Source organism: Methanosarcina acetivorans C2A, assembly GCF_000007345.1.
In the GTDB taxonomy this organism is placed as follows: domain Archaea; phylum Halobacteriota; class Methanosarcinia; order Methanosarcinales; family Methanosarcinaceae; genus Methanosarcina; species Methanosarcina acetivorans.
The window spans coordinates 3,719,785-3,738,000 of sequence record NC_003552.1; the positions used below are offsets into that span (position 1 = coordinate 3,719,785).

22 protein-coding genes are annotated in these 18,216 nt (G+C 44.2%); 10 read left to right on the forward strand and 12 right to left on the reverse strand.

What is annotated here, in order from left to right; all coding sequences use genetic code 11:
* Positions 1-20 precede the first annotated feature (20 nt).
* On the reverse strand, positions 21-155 hold the full coding sequence (locus MA_RS29470) for a hypothetical protein (RefSeq protein WP_282678815.1): 135 nt from the start codon (positions 153-155) through the stop codon (positions 21-23).
* Positions 156-265: 110 nt separating this feature from the next.
* Between MA_RS29470 and MA_RS15650 the strand changes: the two genes are divergently transcribed.
* Entirely contained in the window at positions 266-865 is a 600-nt protein-coding gene (locus tag MA_RS15650) for a hypothetical protein (RefSeq protein ID WP_011022924.1), read from the forward strand.
* Positions 866-1,833: 968 nt separating this feature from the next.
* Complete coding sequence (locus MA_RS15655; protein WP_011022925.1) at positions 1,834-2,568, forward strand: hypothetical protein; 735 nt, start codon at positions 1,834-1,836, stop codon at positions 2,566-2,568.
* 64 nt (positions 2,569-2,632) lie between these two features.
* Here MA_RS15655 and MA_RS15660 read toward each other — a convergent pair whose 3' ends face one another.
* The 11 genes from MA_RS15660 to MA_RS15705 form a co-directional block, all read right to left on the reverse strand.
* Positions 2,633-3,235, reverse strand: coding sequence for an aminodeoxychorismate/anthranilate synthase component II (locus MA_RS15660; protein WP_011022926.1), 603 nt, complete (start codon positions 3,233-3,235; stop codon positions 2,633-2,635).
* Positions 3,232-3,354, reverse strand: coding sequence for a hypothetical protein (locus MA_RS29475; RefSeq protein ID WP_281085278.1), 123 nt, complete (start codon positions 3,352-3,354; stop codon positions 3,232-3,234). The genes MA_RS15660 and MA_RS29475 overlap by 4 nt, the downstream gene beginning before the upstream one ends.
* An 84-nt stretch (positions 3,355-3,438) precedes the next feature.
* Positions 3,439-5,121: an anthranilate synthase component I gene (gene trpE / locus MA_RS15665; protein ID WP_011022927.1), complete on the reverse strand. Its 1,683-nt coding sequence runs from the start codon at positions 5,119-5,121 to the stop codon at positions 3,439-3,441.
* Positions 5,108-5,824 carry a phosphoribosylanthranilate isomerase gene (locus MA_RS15670; protein ID WP_048065580.1) on the reverse strand — a complete coding sequence of 239 codons (717 nt, stop codon included), beginning with the start codon at positions 5,822-5,824 and terminating at the stop codon, positions 5,108-5,110. The genes trpE and MA_RS15670 overlap by 14 nt, the downstream gene beginning before the upstream one ends.
* On the reverse strand, positions 5,821-6,933 hold the full coding sequence (gene trpD, locus MA_RS15675; RefSeq protein ID WP_011022929.1) for an anthranilate phosphoribosyltransferase: 1,113 nt from the start codon (positions 6,931-6,933) through the stop codon (positions 5,821-5,823). Before trpD ends, MA_RS15670 begins: the two co-directional genes overlap by 4 nt.
* 25 nt (positions 6,934-6,958) lie before the next feature.
* Entirely contained in the window at positions 6,959-7,777 is an 819-nt protein-coding gene (trpA, locus tag MA_RS15680; RefSeq protein WP_011022930.1) for a tryptophan synthase subunit alpha, read from the reverse strand.
* A 1-nt stretch (position 7,778) separates the two neighbouring features.
* The gene (gene trpB / locus MA_RS15685) at positions 7,779-8,990 is read right to left on the reverse strand and encodes a tryptophan synthase subunit beta (RefSeq protein ID WP_011022931.1); all 1,212 of its coding nucleotides are present in this window, start codon (positions 8,988-8,990) and stop codon (positions 7,779-7,781) included.
* A 205-nt stretch (positions 8,991-9,195) separates the two neighbouring features.
* Entirely contained in the window at positions 9,196-10,002 is an 807-nt protein-coding gene (locus tag MA_RS15690; protein WP_011022932.1) for an indole-3-glycerol-phosphate synthase, read from the reverse strand.
* A gap of 292 nt (positions 10,003-10,294) precedes the next feature.
* Positions 10,295-10,711, reverse strand: a complete 417-nt coding sequence (locus tag MA_RS15695; RefSeq protein ID WP_157860276.1) for a M48 family metallopeptidase — start codon at positions 10,709-10,711, stop codon at positions 10,295-10,297.
* 112 nt (positions 10,712-10,823) lie between these two features.
* On the reverse strand, positions 10,824-11,861 hold the full coding sequence (locus MA_RS15700; RefSeq protein WP_011022934.1) for a PDDEXK nuclease domain-containing protein: 1,038 nt from the start codon (positions 11,859-11,861) through the stop codon (positions 10,824-10,826).
* Positions 11,862-12,413: 552 nt separating this feature from the next.
* On the reverse strand, positions 12,414-12,605 hold the full coding sequence (locus MA_RS15705) for a hypothetical protein (RefSeq protein ID WP_226990627.1): 192 nt from the start codon (positions 12,603-12,605) through the stop codon (positions 12,414-12,416).
* An 89-nt stretch (positions 12,606-12,694) separates the two neighbouring features.
* On the opposite strand from MA_RS15705, the gene MA_RS24715 reads away from it, so the two are divergent.
* The 8 genes from MA_RS24715 to MA_RS15730 all read left to right on the forward strand — a co-directional run bounded on the left by MA_RS24715 (position 12,695) and on the right by MA_RS15730 (position 18,168).
* Positions 12,695-12,985: a hypothetical protein gene (locus MA_RS24715; protein ID WP_011022936.1), complete on the forward strand. Its 291-nt coding sequence runs from the start codon at positions 12,695-12,697 to the stop codon at positions 12,983-12,985.
* Between the two features lie 386 nt (positions 12,986-13,371).
* Positions 13,372-13,617: a hypothetical protein gene (locus tag MA_RS15710; RefSeq protein WP_011022937.1), complete on the forward strand. Its 246-nt coding sequence runs from the start codon at positions 13,372-13,374 to the stop codon at positions 13,615-13,617.
* A 468-nt stretch (positions 13,618-14,085) separates the two neighbouring features.
* Positions 14,086-14,379 (forward strand): hypothetical protein, encoded by a 294-nt coding sequence (locus MA_RS15715; protein WP_011022939.1) that lies wholly within the window; start codon positions 14,086-14,088, stop codon positions 14,377-14,379.
* A 240-nt stretch (positions 14,380-14,619) separates the two neighbouring features.
* Positions 14,620-15,411: a helix-turn-helix transcriptional regulator gene (locus MA_RS15720; RefSeq protein ID WP_011022940.1), complete on the forward strand. Its 792-nt coding sequence runs from the start codon at positions 14,620-14,622 to the stop codon at positions 15,409-15,411.
* Positions 15,412-16,430: 1,019 nt separating this feature from the next.
* Complete coding sequence (locus MA_RS28865) at positions 16,431-16,574, forward strand: hypothetical protein (protein WP_226990628.1); 144 nt, start codon at positions 16,431-16,433, stop codon at positions 16,572-16,574.
* A gap of 155 nt (positions 16,575-16,729) precedes the next feature.
* Positions 16,730-17,200 (forward strand): PKD domain-containing protein, encoded by a 471-nt coding sequence (locus MA_RS29480; RefSeq protein WP_282678816.1) that lies wholly within the window; start codon positions 16,730-16,732, stop codon positions 17,198-17,200.
* Positions 17,187-17,597 (forward strand): PGF-pre-PGF domain-containing protein, encoded by a 411-nt coding sequence (locus MA_RS29485; RefSeq protein ID WP_011022942.1) that lies wholly within the window; start codon positions 17,187-17,189, stop codon positions 17,595-17,597. The genes MA_RS29480 and MA_RS29485 overlap by 14 nt, the downstream gene beginning before the upstream one ends.
* A 280-nt stretch (positions 17,598-17,877) precedes the next feature.
* Positions 17,878-18,168, forward strand: a complete 291-nt coding sequence (locus tag MA_RS15730) for a hypothetical protein (protein WP_011022943.1) — start codon at positions 17,878-17,880, stop codon at positions 18,166-18,168.
* The last annotated feature ends 48 nt before the right edge of the window (positions 18,169-18,216 follow it).

Genomic DNA, 18,216 nt, shown 5'->3' on the forward strand with positions numbered 1-18,216 from the left:
TTTTTGACTAATTATCCTTTTTAAATCGATTCAATCCTTTTTAACCAGTTTTCTTTTTGACTAATTATCCTTTTTAGACTAATTTTTGAATCGATTTTTGAATCAATTTTCGAACCGATTCTCATTTTAAACCCTATTTTTCTCCCAATTCCCATTATTTTAGTCCGGCTTTTGAAGAAGATGAAGAGATATCGGTAAAATACGAAAAAGTAATAAGCTGCGGATTCATAATTTGTAATAACGGCTGTGAAACTGGAGGCTAAATGTGCTTTTAACAGAAGAAATCCTTCTGCTTGAGCCAGGACTTGAAGCTGTCAGGGTTCGAGAAGAGGCTCGGCTTCTCAGGATAATAGATGAGCTGAGTGAGCTTGGCGTAAGATTTTTTTCCGGTCGGCTCCCTCAGGAGGTGGCAGGCGAGACTATCGCGTGCATAAAATCCCTGGGGCTGGCAGCAGCTGATGAAAATATGACAGCCTGCGTCCTTAACTCTGCGGCTTCCCTCGGACTTGTCGGACAGGAAGCAGCAAGAAATGGAGTGGGTGACGCGGTGCTGGAGGCTGTTCTTGCTCTTAAGGCTCTGGGTGAAAAAACAGCTGACATGGAAACTCTTTTTTCTCTTCGACTGATAGCTATTTCCCTAAAAGAAGTCGGAAAAGAGGCTGTCAGACATGAGATGGAAAATGAAGCTATTGCAAGCCAATTTTGTTTAAAAGAGCTCCATGATTTTTGTATGGATTCGGAAAATGAAATTAGGACCTTCAATGAAGATTTTTTTTCTTTAATCAGGGACATCGGAAGGTGCGCTGCAGATGCAGGACTTGAAAAAGCCGCAATAAATGCCGCAGCCCTGATGGAAGATTTCTAATTTTTCGAATTTACTCCGAGGGACCCTGTCGAGATGCTGTAAAACAATTCTTTAAAGCATCTCTTTATCTTTTTTCAACTCAAGAGCAAATTCGGAGGGTACTCTTTCGTTTTTATGGCTTTCCCATATATACTTTATATATCAGTCTTAAAAATTATTTATTCTTGCAGGGGGAAGGTAGGAGTAGAACCCTTTCCCCTGCCCCGGAGATTGTGCTGTTTGTACTCACACTGCTTTTGTACTCACCCGGGTAAATATGCCAGAATCCGGTTGAGTTTTTTTAATTATATGATATATATTATGCAGGAAATGTATATAACTCTTTTCCATTTATACAAATGTTTATCTGCTTTGATCAATTAGGTCGGTACCTTTTCAGAGGACCGAGTACATAAACATATATAAAAACCCATGACTTTATAAAATCATTAATATTAAGTATAAAGAAACAATCCCACTTTTAAATTAATATTTAGTCTTTTATCAATTGGTAACTATTATTTGGAATATCCTGAAAGAATCCCCATATTTAATTTCCTGCATCCTGCAGGCAGGGTTGAACCCGCTATCCAATCCAGATAACAATACTCCTGTAACCTCTGGAAATCGTTTTTTCTACAGTTTATAGGATATCAATACCATTTTTCCCGGATGTCCGTCAATTTTTTTCGGTCTCTTTCCCTTGCTGACCTTTTGTTTATTTTTGTTAATCCTTAGATCTTCCTTTGTCATATCTATCTGTCAGATACCGGCAGATATCCTCAGCAGTTTTTTACTATTGTTTTTCCTCTTTATACTTCTTTTTGGGAAAGACTGCTTTCCTGCGCCAAACTTTAACATAAAAATCTGTAAACTCTCTAGAAATTTCCACAAATATAGGAAGACTAATATCGGAGTATTCCTATATAAATAATTTAATTCTTAAAACCAGCATTTTTTACAGTATTTGACTGCAAAGGGGTTTAAACATGTTCTCATTGAACGAACAAAAAGCTATTGAACTTGGAGAATCTGGAGAAAAGGCAGTAAGGGAACAAAACGAGTATGATGCACTCCAATATATTGAATACCTCCGAGAACTCGGAAAAGAACTGTTCAACGGAGATTTTGAAACTGATTTAAAAAGGGTTGCGATTTCACTCAGGAATATAGGCAACAGAGCCGTTCAGAAACAGATGGAAACTGTTGCATCCAATGCTGTAGAAGTTATTGGTACTCTTGCGGATCCTTCCATCGAAAAAAACTTCTCTAATGCCCTCTGGTCTTTCTCAAAAGCCGCGCAGGAAATAGGAAAAGGGGCCTCACAAGCAGCGATGCTGGAGTCGGCAGGAAAAGCGGTTAAGGTTCTTGATATGATCGGAACAGGTGCCGTTGAAAAAAGAATGGAAGTTGTAACCCTCTGGACAACCATGTCACTGGAAGAAATTGCCTACCTTGCAGGCCAAAAACAACTTGAAGATCTGAGCAACGCAGCAAAGGATGCAAGGGAAGGAATTATAAAAGCTTCCGAAGAAGCCGGGTTTGTTCCCAGGGAACAGATCGAAAAATACCCTCAACTCATCTCTCAGACTGTAAGTCAATTCTCAGATATGCAGAATCTTCAGCCTGCGGGCTATGGGGGCAACAGGCCCAATGAGGAATTCACAGAAGAGGAATTCTTCGAAGAAGAAGCTGAAGAAGAAGGTGAAGGTAAGGAAGAATAACCTGAAACCTGAACTACTGGAAAGGAAAAATTAAAGGTCAGGCAGAAAAAAGTTCCTGGCTGTTTTAAACAGCTGGCTGCCTTTTAGTAAAATTTTTTGAAATTTCAAGGAATCTTTCTATAATTTTTAATCCTTCGGGGGTCAGCACGGATTCAGGATGGAATTGCAGGCCGTAGATAGGGTACTTTTCATGTTCAACTGCCATGATGGTTCCGTCTTCTGCCCGCGCAGTAATCTTTATTCCGGGGGCCGGTTCCCCGATCTCCAGGGAGTGATAGCGCCCGGCTTCAAACTGCTCATTAAGTGTTGTAAAGAGCGGAGATTCCGTATGCTGGATCCTGGAACTTTTTCCGTGTACCGGTCCCACCTTACATCTCCTGACAGGGCCTCCGAAGGCTACATTGATTGCCTGGTGTCCTAGACAGACTCCAAGAAGAGGAATTTCCCTGCCCATTTCCCGGATAATCTCCAGACAGTTTCCAATGTCTTTCGGGTCGGACGGGTTCCCGGGCCCGGGTGAAATTACCAGCGCATCAGGCTTTATTTCCCTTAGTTCTTCCAGGGTAACCGTGTTTGGAAGGACCAGAGTATCTTTTTCGAAGTACGAAATGTAGTCCACGAGGTTCCATACAAAGGAATCCTTATTATTTATGAAAACAATTTTCACCTGAAAACACCTCCTGCAGCTTTGGTTTCCTGAGTTGCCTCTACACTTCCTTTTTCCTCTGAAATCCTTTTCATTAAATTCATTTTTCCTGAATTGTTAATTTTTAAATTTTTACCCACGGACTTCACCCCCATAGTTATCTTCATTTATCGCCGTTTCCCAGATTTGCCGTTTCCCGGATTTGCCATTTCCTGGATCCGGGCTCATTTCTCAACCCGGATTTCTCCGCCGATAGCTGTAAGCATTGCTGCCATTTTCCGGTCTGTTTCCCTGAACTCATACGCAGGATCTGAGTCCGCAACAATTCCTGCCCCTGCCTGCACAGAAGCCTTTCTTCCCTGTATAAGCAGGGTCCTGATTACAATTGCAAAATCAGCATCTCCGTTCCAGCTGTAGTACCCAACCCCACCTCCGTAAATTCCTCTTGGGACAGCTTCACGTTCGGAAATAATCTCCATTGCCCGAATTTTCGGAGCCCCTGAAAGTGTTCCTGCAGGAAATACCGCCCTGAAGGCATCGAATTGGTCACATTCGGGCCTTAGGGTTCCCGAAACCGTGCTTTCGATGTGCTGGACATGGGAATACTTCAGGACTTTCATAAAACCTGAGACCTTGACCGAGCCGCTTTCCGAAACCATCCGGACATCGTTTCGTCCGAGGTCAACTAGCATTACATGTTCCGCCCTTTCCTTTTCGTCGTTGAGCATGTGTGAAGCCAGGGTTTCGTCTTCAGCTTCGGACTTTCCCCTCGGACAGGTGCCTGCAATGGGGTTTATTATAACAGTGCGTTTGTGTACGGTCAGCAGGGTTTCAGGGCTTGCCCCCACAATTGCAAGGTCCCCAAACTCAAAGATATACATGTAGGGACTCGGGTTTATTGCCCGGAGCTGTATGTAAAGCTCGAAAGGAGACTGTTCCATTTTAAACTCGCATTTCCTGGAAAGGACGACCTGGAAAATATCTCCTGCAAAAATATGCTCCTTTGCCTGGAGTACGGACTCCTCAAATCCCGACCGATCAACGCTGCAGACCTGCACATTTGAATTTGGGGCTTTTGCCGGACCGGAAACATCTGTGCCTGATGCAATTATTCCTTCTGCTGCCTTTGCTGCATCTTCCGGTTGAGTAGCTTTTTTAATTACGGAGTAAAACCGTTCTGCTTCCGAGAGAGCTTCTTCGTACACCTGTTCTGCATCCGAACCCGGGCTTACGAAGGGGGTGAGAACTATGTAAACCTCTTCAGTCAGGTGGTCGAGGACAAAACTCTTCGAAACGAGGAGGTACTGAAGGTCGGGAATGTCGGACTCAAAGCCCTTCTCGACTCCTAACCAGCTGTCATAGATTGCGTCGTACGCAGTATAGCCGATAGCTCCCCCCAGGAAAGTCTGCCTCGCAAAACGCCTGGAATTGAGAAGTTCTATCCCGTTTGCCGGAGGAAAAGCCAGGCGGAGAGCATCGAAAACATCTTTTCCTCTGGGAATTGCAGCCGTAAACTTTTCCGGACCTGCATTTTTCTTTGATTCATTTTCTTTTTCTGCGGTTTCCGGGCCGCAGACTTCCTCCATCTTTGTGCAAATCGCTTCAAAGAGAGGAGAAGCTTTCGGGTTCAGGAGTTCAAGGGAAATTTTTCGGTCATTTATTTTCAGCACGGCATCGGGGTCGTTTCCAACAAAAGAGTACCTTGCCCTGCTTTCCTGCTTTTCCACGGATTCCAGCAGGTAAGAGTAGCCTGTTGTCCCTGAACCCCGCAGGGCTCCGTAAAGTTCGAGGGGAGAGCAGGCAGGGGAACAGCCTTCTACTTTTGCAAAGAGCTGGACAAGGCCCGGCTTTTCGAGCCCGGAGACAAGCTCCAGAAATTCTTCTTTTCCAAGATCAAAGGAAAGCATAGGTACACCTCACTTCTTCAATAAACTTCCTGACTTTCACAGAATCTTTTTTCCCCTGGGTCTCTACCCCTGAAGCCGTGTCCACAGCATAAGGGGAAACAGACCTGATAGCTTCCTGCACGTTTTCAGGTTTTAGCCCGCCTGCAAGGATCAGGGGAAGTTCTGTTTCTTCGGCAATTCTCCGGCTCAGGTCCCAGTCATGTACACAGCCTGTGCCGCCGGTTTTTCCGGCAATCCCCGAGTCCAGAAGCACGCTATCCACAATCCCGCTCTCTTCCAGCTCGCGGACCTCCTCAAGAAGACGAGTTACAATGTTATGGAGTTTGGGAGCCTCCTGCTCGGCGGGCACGGAAAGGGTCTTTATGATTGGAATATCAGCTTTTTCTCTTACAGCTTTAAGTTCGCTAAGGGGTAGATCCGAGTGGATCTGCACTATATTCGGCTTTACTTTCTCGATAAGTTCGAGGGCAGAGGTGGAAGTTTCAGGCATTATTACCATTACCGAATCAAGGCATTTCGGGACTTTTGAAATAAGGGCAGCCGCGGTGTCTGAATCGAGTTTCCTCGGGCTTTCCACAGGGACTTCCGTGATGAAACCCACGGCATCGGCACCGTAGAGGGCTGCAAATTCTATGTCTTTCGGACTGCGGATCCCGCAGATTTTTACCCTTGTTTTTATCCTTGTTTTTGGCCTTGTTTTCATGCCTTTTCCCCGGAAGCCGGGCTTAACACGGATGTATCGGAGGAGGCAAGAAACGCTTCTCCCGGGCAAGAGCCCTCTTTTTTGCCCTGGATGGAAAGTTCGGCAGTGAAATTTCGAAACTGGTTGAACTTGACCATGACTTTCCCGCTGTCAATCGCATCTTCGGCAATCGGAATTGCCTGCCGGATCGAGCCCACGATCCCGCTTACGTACAGGGCTGCAGCGGCATTCAGGATAACAAGGTCCCTCTTCGGTCCTTTCTGTCCCTTAAAGATGCAAAGGAGATCACGGGCATTTTCTTTCGGAGTGCCGCCCTTGATGTCTTCGGGCTTTGCCCGCAGCATGCCCATGGCCTCTGGAGTGATGGTGTATGTGGAAACCTCTCCGTCTTTTAATTCCGCAACAAAAGTTTCTCCGGTGTTTGAAATTTCATCCATCCCGTCCCCGTGCACCACAAGGGCATGTTCGGTCCCAAGCTCGGCAAGGGCATATGCTATCGGCTCACAGAGTTTTTTATCAAAAACACCCACAACCTGCCCTTTTGCTCCTGCCGGGTTTGTCAGGGGTCCGAGGATATTGAAAACCGTCCTTACCCCGAGCTTTTTTCTGACTCCTGCAACCCGCTTCATTGCAGGGTGGAAAACCGGGGCGAACATGAACCCTATCCCTATCTTTTCAATGGTCTTCCTGACCTGTCCGGGGGTAAGGTCCACTTTGATCCCGAGAGCTTCAAGGACATCCGAACTTCCGGACATTGAGGTTGCAGCCCTGTTTCCGTGTTTGGCTACAGGAACTCCGGCTGCTGCGGTCACTATTGCAGCTGCTGTTGAGACATTGATCGTATTGAGCCCGTCTCCTCCTGTCCCGCAGGTATCAATGACCCTGAAAGGAGTGACAGGTTTGATGGTATTTCCGGCTTGTTTCATGCCCCGCACAAAACCCGCGATCTCCTGCGGCTTTTCTCCTTTTGCCCTCAAAGCTAAGAGGAATGCTCCGATTTCTTCGTCTTCAGCTGTACTGAGAATTTCTCCTATTGCGGCTTCGGCTTCTTCCGAACTCAGATCCGAGCCTTCTTCCAGTTTCTTGATGTATTCTTTCATTCCTTTCATTCGTCTGCCTCCTTTTGAATTTCCTTCAATTTGCTCCAAGTATGCCGGATTTGAGTTCCCTTGCAAGGGCTTCCAGCTTTTCGTTTACGCCATTTCCTTCTTCGATGATCCTGACAAAAACCGAGCCGACAATTACAGCATCAGCTCCGGCTTTCCTTACTTCTGCAGCTTGCTTTCCGGTCGAGATCCCGAACCCCACGGCTTTCGGAATGTCGGTTTTTACCCTGGAAAGCAATTCTTTTGTGGAACCTGAAACATCCGCTCTGGCCCCCGTAACCCCGAGCCTTGATACCAGATAGATGAAGCCCGAGCCTCTCTCCAGAATCTTCCGGATCCTTGCATCGGTCGTTGTGGGTGCGACCAGAAAGATCAGGTCAAGTCCGTACTTTTCACAGCTGCTCTTCAGGTCAGCTGCTTCTTCTACCGGGATATCCGGGATGATGAGTCCGCTTATCCCGGCGTCTGCGGCATGTTCAACAAATTTGTCCACGCCGTATCTGAATACCGGGTTGTAATAGGTCATGCACACAAGAGGGACTTCAACCCCAAGGCCCCTGACAAGCTCAAAGTAGTGTTCGATATCCATTCCCGCTGCAAGTGCCCTCTGTCCTGCTGCCTGGATGGTCGGCCCGTCAGCTACGGGATCTGAAAAAGGAAAACCGAGCTCGATTATATCCGCACCCCCGTTTACCAGGGCTTTTACAATCCCGAAGGTTGCCTCTGCCGAGGGATCTCCTGCCATCACGTAGCCAATGAGGGCACCTTCTTTTTTCTGCTTCAGCTCGTCGAATTTTTCGGAAATTTTTTGCCTTCCATGCTCGGTTGCCCTAAGTTCAGTTGCCATTTCAGACCCCCCTTCTAAGGCTCAGGACGGTTTCCAGGTCTTTATCTCCCCTTCCTGAGAGGTTCACTACCACAAACTCTCCAAGTTCTCCTGACTCTGCGGCTTTTTTCAGGTAGGCAAGGGCATGGGAGGACTCGAGGGCAGGAATGATCCCTTCAAGCCGGCTCAGTTCGTTAAAAGCGTCAAGCGCTTCATCATCTGTGACATAGCGAGCTGTAACCCTGCCGCTTTCCGAAAGGTAAGCAAGTTCAGGGCCGACCCCTGAGTAGTCAAGCCCTGCTGATACGGATTCTGATTCAAGGATCTGTCCGTTTTTGTCCTGCAGGATCTTTGTCCTGGCTCCGTGCAGGATTCCTTCTTCTCCGATACAGAGGGAAGCTGAGTGAAGAGCAGCTTTTTCCGTGCACTTCAGCCCTTTTCCCCCGGCTTCTACGGCAATCAGCTTGACTTCCCTGTCTTCTATAAAGGGATGGAAAGTCCCCATGGCATTGCTCCCGCCGCCTGCACAGGCGATGATAGAATCAGGCAGCCTGCCTTCTTTTTCCATTGCCTGCTCCTTTACTTCCTTCCCGATCACGCTCTGGAAGTCCCTTACGATCATGGGATAGGGATGAGGCCCGACCACCGACCCGATCAGGTAGTGGGTGTTTTCAATATTGGTAACCCAATCCCGCATTGCCTCGTTGATTGCGTCCTTGAGGGTTTTTGAGCCGGTCTCCACGGCTCTTACCTCCGTCCCCATGAGTTCCATCCTGTAAGCATTCATCTGCTGGCGTTTGATGTCTTTTGCTCCCATGTAGACAATGGTCTCAAACCCAAGGGTTGCTCCCACCATGGCTGTTGCAGTCCCGTGCTGCCCTGCCCCGGTCTCAGCAATCAGCCTGGTCTTTCCCATGAACTTTGCAAGCAGAGCCTGCCCGAGAGCATTGTTGAGCTTGTGGGCACCCCCGTGCACCAGGTCTTCCCGCTTGAGATAGACTTTTGTCCCGTATTTCTTGCTCAGGTTCCGGGCAAAGTAAAGGGGCGTTTCCCTTCCTGCAAAGTCCCTGAGGTAGTGGTCAAGCTCTGCAAGGGATTCGGGGTCGTTTTTGTACTTCTCATACCCCACATCCAGCTCTTCCAGAGCCGGCATTAGGACTTCGGGTACGTACTGCCCCCCGTATTTTCCATACTTTCCTTTTAGCTGAAATTCTGAAACTTTAGTTTCTGTCAATTTGATTACTCCCTTGTATCCTGATTGAGTCCTGATTCATGATTCTTGATTCATGATTTCGTGAGTCAAAGTTTTGAATTCTGAATTTTTTGATTCCCGATTTCGTTCGTTGTGATCTATGAACAGAATTTAGTTTTGAAACGAAAGCTGATTTTTCAACCTCGTTTCTGCAGGCTGAAAAACCCGAAAAGCCAAAGAAAAGCAGTTATTCACGCCAGCAAAAACTCTGGACGAATTCTTTTGTTTTCTCAAAAACAGAGTCGCTTTCCATAAGTGCAGACCCTATCAGCACAGCATCAGCCCCTGCCTCTATCACGCGCCTTACATCCGCAGGACTGTTCATCCCGCTCTCGCTTATGATGATGTGACTGGTCCCGTGGTCCAAGTCGTATTCCCGGATAAGGGGGGCAAGTGCTTCTGTGGTAGCCAGGTCGATTTTAAGGGTCTCGAAGTTCCGGTTGTTAATCCCGATGAGCTTTGTATCGGTTTCCAGCGCAAGTTCGAGCTCTTCACTGTTGTGGACCTCAACCAGCGGCTCAAAGCCCTTTTCAAGGGCAAGGTCAACAAAGGCATCGAGCTCCGGTCCCAGGATACCTGCAATCAGGAGTATAAGGTCACTTCCCGTTTCCTCAAGCTGCCGTCTGTCAATTATGAAGTCCTTTCTGAGCACAGGCAGACATACGGTTTTCCTGACCTGTTTCAGGTTTTCGAGTGAACCCCGAAAAACCCCGGGTTCGGTAAGGACGGAAATTGCAACAGCTCCGGCCTCCTCCATCTCCCATGCAAGCTCGGCAGCCTCTGCCGGTGGGATTTCCCTGAAACTCTTCCCCGGTGATGCCGGTTTGACTTCCGCAATTACAGGCATCCGCCCGTCTGCCCTTACAGCTGCAACAGCTGCGATAAAGTCCCTTTTCTGGAACTGAGGCTGCGTTTCTTCCGTATGGATGTCGGCCCCAAAATTCTGGATCCGGGTCTTTGTTGTATTGAGGATGTGGAGGATTGAATCGTGCATTAATCATCACTGGTGTATATTTGTGTACAACAATGTCTAATACCATACTTGCTATAAAAAGCTTTTGGATGAGGATAAACTGTTGCTGATTTTATAAAATTTTGAGGATTAAATAATAATAGTTTTATTTATATTTATACCTGTAAATAAAATTCGGAAGAAAAAGCCAGCACACAAAAACATCACATAAATTCTTTAAGATTGCAGGAACCGAGTTAAAAAGGCTACAGACAAAATGAACTTCAGTAGGATGAGAATAACCGAATTAAACAAATTTATTTTGTTCATACATTCATATCTTCAATAAATCCCCGTGAACTCTTAACCATGCTTTCCTTTCTTCATAATCCGGAAGGATTTTCTGCACCTCATTCCAGAAAGCCTTTGAGTGGTCTTTATACTTTGTATGGCAGAGTTCGTGGACAACCACATAGTCAATTATGGACATTTTAGCCATAATAACCCGCCAGTTGAATCTCAACTGATTTGTCTTCGAACAGTTTCCCCACTTGTTTTTCAGGGTCTGGATCTTTATCAGAGAAGGCTTATCATCAAAATACAGCAGATACTTTCTGGCCCTCTGTTTGAGAACCTTTTCCGCTTTTTCGTGGTAGAAATTGATGAAAAGGGGTTGTATGATTCGAGGATAGTCATATTCAGGAACATTTGCAGGCACATAAGCCATGAACTTGCTGTGAGTAAAGGTCAAGACCCCCTTTATAATCAATTATATCGGATATTTTAGTTAACCCTTTAATTTCCCACTCTTCCGGAATCACTCCCAGTTCCGTTTTCTTATCCCCATTCGCACTTCAGCGTTTTTATTTTCCATCTGCAAGCCTCTTTTCCTGTTCTATCAATTCCCTTTCTCTGGTAAGTTCTTTCTTCAATTCTTCCTCGCTTGGCAGGTAAAGTTTGTATTTTGAGGCAAAAAGGGTCTTGCTTTCGTTAAGCAGAGTATACTTTACCATTGCTTCGTTTTTGTTTGAGCAGAGGATGAGGCCGATTGTGGGGTTGTCTCCGGGCTGCTTTTCTTCTTTTTCGAAGTACCGGACGTAGAAGTCTATCTGGCCTATGTCCTGGTGGGTGAGTTTGCCAAGTTTGAGGTCTATTAACACGAAGCACTTGAGGATGTAGTTGTAAAAAACAAGGTCGATGTAGTAATGATCTCCGTCAACCGTGATCCTTTTTTGACGTTCCACGAAGGCGAAGCCGGCTCCCAGTTCAAGGAGGAATTCCTGAAGGCGGCTGATGAGGAGGGCTTCAAGATCTTTTTCAAAAAAGTTTTGCTGCTGCTTTATGCCCAGAAATTCGAGGACATAGGGATCTTTGATCAGGTCTTTTGAGGTTTTTATCAGGTTGCCCTGGGTCGAGAGTTTCTTTACTTCGTCAGGGTCTTTGCTTAATGCGAGCCTTTCATAGAGCAGGGAATTGATCTGCCTTTCCAGTTCCCGTGTGCTCCATCTGTTTTTGGCAGTTTCAATAAGATAAAAGCCTCTTGCATCTTCATTTTTTACGCTGCTTAATAATCTGTAGTGAGTCCAGGACAATTCGCCAAGCAGTGCTTGGCGAATTGGGAATGCTGTGTAAAAGTTTCTCATGTACTTTAAATTCGACTTGTTGAAGCCTTTTCCGAATTCATTAGTCAATCTTTCGGCAAGTGTTTGAATAAGAAATGTTCCGTACTCTGCCCTGTTGCTCCCTTTCTGTTCCTCTTCAACAATTATTTTGCCTATGTTCCAGTAGGCAAGCACCAGATTGGAATTGATACTTTTGTAAACATTATCTCTTGTGTGTTCTATTATATTTTTTACTTCGGCATATATTGATTCAAAATCTCTGGAGAGCCCTTCATTCATTAAGTCCCAGCTCCTTCAAAATTACGATTTTCACCATTAAAGACCCGCAAACATACGATTTTTCCTTTTCATCAAATTCGCCAGGCAGTGTTTGGCGAATTTAAAATTTTGTTAAGTTGGCTGTTGCAGGATATTCTTACCCTGAATTCATCACGCAGCGCGTGACAAATTTGAGAATTCACAAAGTTGGTTGCTATTCCACTTTTGTCTTCAATAGGTCGTTCAGTGTTAAACTCTTAATTTTCTGATACTCTTCTTTTACATGGAATCCGATATTTGCGTTTCTATTTTCTAGAAGTAATTATGTTCCTTGAAGTAATTATGTTCCTTGAAGTAATTATGTTCCTTGAAGTAATTATGTTCCAGCCGCGCTTCAGCGCGGGACAAAACAACAAAAATCAACTCCTCCGGCCGGATAATATCCACAAATAAAAGAACCTCATGCCCACAATTACAAGGACCTCTCCGAACCTCAAAAAGAAAAAAGAATAAGTGGGACTCGATCACAAAAATCCATAAAGTCTTGCAGGTTCCCCTCCTCCCTGTTACTTCTTAAATGTGGTCATAAATCGTGACCATTGCCTTTGTTATCTTGTACATGTCTTCAAGTATCGGAGTTGTGGCTTCAGGCTGTCCCAGGGTTGCATTTGCAGCGTCGAGCATGTCCTGCGGATATACGAGGCTTGTGTTCATTTCCGAAACTTCACTGTCGAAGCCATTCATGGCTGAATTTGCTTTACTCATGTTCGTGGGATCTTCCACAAAAACAATCGTTGAGTCCACAGTATCTATGCCTGTAGACGTTCCCTCTATTGTGGGCCGCAGGAAGGGATATGACTCTCACTCTTAATATAAAGGGGGATTTCACACCCCGGGAGCTAAGTGAAGCCATCCGTGCAGCGCTTGATCAGAATGAGCGTGTTGCAAAATACAAAATAAAAAAGTATTCGAGTATTTGTGAGAATTTCGAGAAAAAGTATGGGATGGATTCAGACCGTTCTATGAAAAAATTTGATTCCGGTGAGCTTGGAGACGGCGATGACTTTTTCGATTGGTATGCAGTAAAAAAAGGCCTTGATACCCTGAACGAAAGTTTAAAGATCATCTCGGCAATTGAAATATGAACCTGCCAAAGACCAGAAATCAGCTTCAACCTCACCACCACCCCTCCTTTCCTCGCAAGTTTTATATATAATCGCACTCAAATAGTAATATTGTATAAAAGTCTCTAAAATTGGAGAGTGTTTTTTCAGGTAATGCTGCACCCAGGGATCAATTCTAACGAACCTTCAGATGCAACTTTTGAAGTTTTCAGCTTTTTATCTCGTTTTAATGGCTTCAAGCAAGCTACGTTATACGTTTTAAAAAGTGGGAGCATTATTTAATTTTTAAGCCGGTTGAAAACTGAAAATAAATTACCTGAACCGAATTCCAAAAAAGATACAAAAACTAAGGAAACCAGAACCAAAAAACACTCTTTAGAGCCTTTATTCGTGAGGTTAGAAACAAGATGTCAGACGAATCCGATGATTCAGACAGTAGTGATAGTAGCGATAGTAGTCGTCAGAAAATGTTCACAGCAGCCGGAATGGTCCTGTGTGTCATACAGTTTGCCTTCTTCATGGGCATGATTTTGATGTTCATGAAGATGGACTTTGCCCAGGGCTTCAAGTTCATGCTGCTTGCATATTCTTCAGCGTTCATATATAAGAACATGGAGAATTCCGGGATAATCCGGTTTGTAACTCGGAACTGATGACGGTGTGGATTTAACCAAATCCACACTTGCGTACATACCTATCACCTGTCCTGTATCTTATTTTACCTATTTTTTGATATTTCTTTTTTGGATTTTGTTCTTATCAAACACAATTTTCGAATCTGCCACTTTTCATGTTAGCCATATGTTTCTTGTCAGCCGTAGCTGCCTGCTTTTAAAAAACGATGCCAAGAATAAACAGAGCGACCAGGATAAATATGATCAGCAGAACCTGTTTGCGCTTCTTTAGAAAGCGGAAACAAAGAAGGGAGTTCTGTCATATAATTTTTTAAATCATATGAGCGTGATTAAAATACTTATTTTTGTGATCTTAGCCTCATGCATCACATATTCTTTAGACTCTTGAGGATGCAACTAATTAATAAATAGAAAAAGAGATATAGGATAAATTTTTACTATCAGCAACATTTTTAGTATCAGCAACAAATCTTCTATGGGATAAACATGGACCTTACATTGCAGATTGATACCGACTACTCGCTGCAAGAAGCAAGCGAGGTTATTCACTCGGCTCTGGAACATGAGAAACATCTTGCGAAATACAAGGTATACCGCTATGCCATGATCTGCGATGAATATGAAGACCAGTTCGACCTGATCTCCACGGAATTCATACAAAAATTCGAAGCCGGCGAATTTGTTATGGACGATGAAAAATACTTCGACTGGTACGCCGCAAAAAAAGGGCTTGACCACTGGAAGAAAAGACTTGCTGTCCTTGATGCTGTCAGGTTCTAACCGGCAGAATGCCTCTTGCCAGAAGGACCATACCCTTTCCTGCAGCTTTTTGTCCGGATCTGGAAAATACTTTCTTAATTTTTTTTAATTGTCTTTCTGTCATTTTGCCTATTTTTCGTTTTTTATTTTTATCTCATCCTATTATTTTCCGCATATCGCAAAGTATCTAACTTTTATAGCAATGTTTAAATAACTGTTCTGACATAGTTCTGACATTAATATTTTTTTAATGGTGTTGGAATGGGGGAGCAAGTCAAACTAACAGATCTGGTTTTTCTGTCCGATAAAAGGAAAAAACTTCTTCTTTATCTGAAAGATAAGCCCAGGAGTATGGCCGAGATTCAGGAATACCTTTCATCGGACCCTGTTTCAATTCTTCCTCAACTCAAGAAATTAAAAGAAGGTAACCTTATCGTACAGAAAGGACACAATTATGAGCTTTCTCTAATGGGGCTTGTGATCGCTGCCCAAATGCCGCCTTTTCTGGACACCCTTGAGGTTCTGCAGAAAAACTTTGACTACTGGGTGAAAAGGAACCTTGAAGGAATTCCTCCTTTTTTGCGCAAAAGACTTTTTGAACTGAAGAACTGCAAACTAATCCTTCCGGATGTGAGCCATATGTTCGAACTTAACCCTGAATTCGTAGAAAAACTTCATCTTTCCACGCATATTCTCGGTTTTGCTTCCTATTTCCACCCTTCTTTTACCACTCTCTACCCGGAAATCGCAAAAAAAGGAGTGGAAATTTCTTTGATATTTACGGAACCGGTGCTCCAGAGGTTTGAAAAAGATTTCAGGGAAGAAATGTGCACTTTCCTTAATAACGAAAATGTCAAGGTGTTTCTCTTCCCGCAGGACGCCAAAATTGCAGACTTTACGGTAACAGACAGGTTTTTTTTACTCACGCTTTTCCCCAAAGAGAAAATCTTTGAACACGAAAGCCTGCTGTGTTCCGAACCTGAAACCCTTAAGTGGGGAACCGACCTTTTTTCGCACATGTTAAAAGAAGCAATTCAGATAAAAAAGATTTGAACTTCCTGTCCTGCATGAATTTCAGATTCTTGAACTCGTATTCGACAGAATTAACTCGACATAAATTACTGCAAACCGGTCAAAATCAATAACTTTTTTGTCTGGTTGTCTAACCGTTGCCTCCCACTAATTTTTCCTTTGCAGTGCTCAGGCTTAAGCCCTGTTACCGTCTTTCCTCACTTCCCTTTTTCTTTAAGCCATAAACTCTTACCAAAGGCAAAAAGACGTTTAAAAAACTCAGAAACTATCTGTTTTTCCAACCCTGAATACACAGAATACAGTATGTGCTAAATCTTTAGGTTAAGGGTCGTCCATGCCCGGAGACATTAATAAAGCAACTGCCTGGAAGATGACGTTTTTAATCAGGAAAAAAGCTGCCAGGGTAGGTTAAATCAAAAAGCTTAGTATTTCGGACAGCAATTTCCATTTAAAATGTTAGCTTATTTATGTAAAGAAAGATTGGCAATATATCATAAGAGAAGAAGAGTTCTGTCTTATAAGTAAACCTTAGGGTCTTCCAGACTCAGAGGCAGCTTAATAGTTTATGAGATTTACTTTTCCATAGGAAGTTAGAAAAAGTAATATTCTCCAGGAAGTAGAAAGAACTTTATTTGGGTATAGTGATGGAGCGACCTTGTTTATGACAGAAGACATAAATTTGCAGTACAAAGACCCATCGGATTTCAGTTTAAAATAAAGGTAGATGTTAGCTTGAGGTAAACCTGGATCTAAAATCAGCTCAGAGATATCTCTCATATATCAGGCAGAGTGGACAAGGGGTAGTGAGATGTCAGCAGAAAACCTGAAAGCAAATAGGGTGCGTTAATTGAAGCAAATAACGGTGTTAATACTTCTAGTCTTAGTGCCTATCCGAAAAGTCGGTAATGCGATCGAAAAGTTACAGCAGGTCTATAATAGCAGGGCGTCCTCTTCGGTTTTGCATATTGCTAATGGTAAGTTACAGTAGGTCACAACACTTTTCGGATAGGCTCTTAATATCTCCGATATTATCAGTTTTTGTGGGTTCGGATTTGAGCTCTGCCGCAGAGAGTGAAAACGTAACGGTTACTGCGGATTTTACAGCTTCTCCGGTGTCAGGAGAAGCCCCTCTAACAGTACAGTATACTGACAACTCAGCAGGGATTCCCACAGCCTGGGAATGAGATTTTAACTCGGATGGAGCAATAGATTCAACCGAAAAGAACCCCCTTTATCTGTAACTGCTCAGAGGACTTATTCTGCCACCCTGAACGCCATTAACGGCACTGCCAGGGGCAGCACGATAAAATCGAACTATATTACAGTGGGAGAGTTGCCTGTGTTTTCCTTTAATGTATCTCCTCAGGAAGGGTATGCTCCGCTTGCGGTTCAGTTTAACGATACTTCCACAGGCAACGTTACTTCCTGGCTCTGGGATTTCGAAGACGGCGACAATTCCACTTCCCAGAACCCGAGCCACGAGTATACCGGCTCAGGAACTTATTCCGCAACCCTCAATGTCAGCAATATCTATGGGTACGACGCTGTGATCTGGACTGACTACATTGAAGTCGGGGAGGAAGATGACAGCAGCGGATCTGGAAGCTCCGGCGGAACCTCTTCAGGAGGAGGGGGAGGTTCTCCCGAGCATGCAAGTAATGTTGAAGTCAAGGAACTTGCCCAGGAATTCGTTACAATCGGAGACCGCATAAAGTTCGAGTTCACCAAAAATGCCACTGCTGTTATGTACGTGAAGTTCGATTCAAAGAGAAACATCGGAAAGGTCACAACCATAGTTGAACAGCTATAAAGGCAGGTCTGTTCTGACCCCGGTAGAACCCTCTGGACAGATCTACAAATACCTGAACATCTGGGTAGAAAATGAGGGCTTTGCAAGTCCCGAAAACATCGCCAACGCCATTATCGGGTTCAGAGTAAAAAGGACCGAGATCACGGAAAGCGAGAACGAAGGCCCGACGGTATTCCTCTACAGGTACTCAGAAAGGAAACGGAATGCTCTTCCCACGCGTAAAACGGGAGAAGATAGTTATTACATGTATTTTGAATCAAAGACCCCGGGGTTCTCGCCATTTTCAATTATAACGGGCAAGAAAGCCGTAGAGTACACGGAGGAAGGATCCGTAGAGTCGGAACCTCTGGCGCTTTCCATAAACAGCAGGCAAGAGATGCCGAACGCTTCTTCCTGAGCCATGCCCCTGGCTAAAGAAAAAGACTGATCAGGAGTTTCCACAGCCATCAAGGTTTTTGTCGGGTTTATGGTAATATTCCTGATAGGGATTGCTATAACGGAGAAGAAAAAATAAGAAAGATAAAAAATAAGAAGAAACAATAAAAAATAAGGTAGTTATGAAACAGTTTATAAAAATGGAAGGGCTGAAAAAGAGATTTTTCGGGTAATAAACCTGTCCAATTGTTTATTATCATAATTACTTTATAGAAACAGAGACTATTGCTAATAGGATAGATATGAGTTTCACGCTTAATATAGAAACTGATTTTTCGCCTCAGGAAGTATGTGAGTCTATCCGCTCTGCCCTGGAACATGAAAAGCATGTTGCAAAATACAAGGTCAAGCGGTATACCATAATCTGTGAGGACTTCGAGGCAAAGTTCGGGTACAGCTCAAGTGAGCTCAAGGCGAAGTTCGAAGCCGGAAACATGGGAGATGAAAGTGATTTCTTCGACTGGTATGCGGCAAAAAGAGGGCTCGACCACTGGAACAAAAGGCTTGAGATCCTTTCGGGGATTTCCTTCTGAGCCTTCTGAGAGGAATCTTAATTACTATTTTTTCCTAAATTTCTGCCA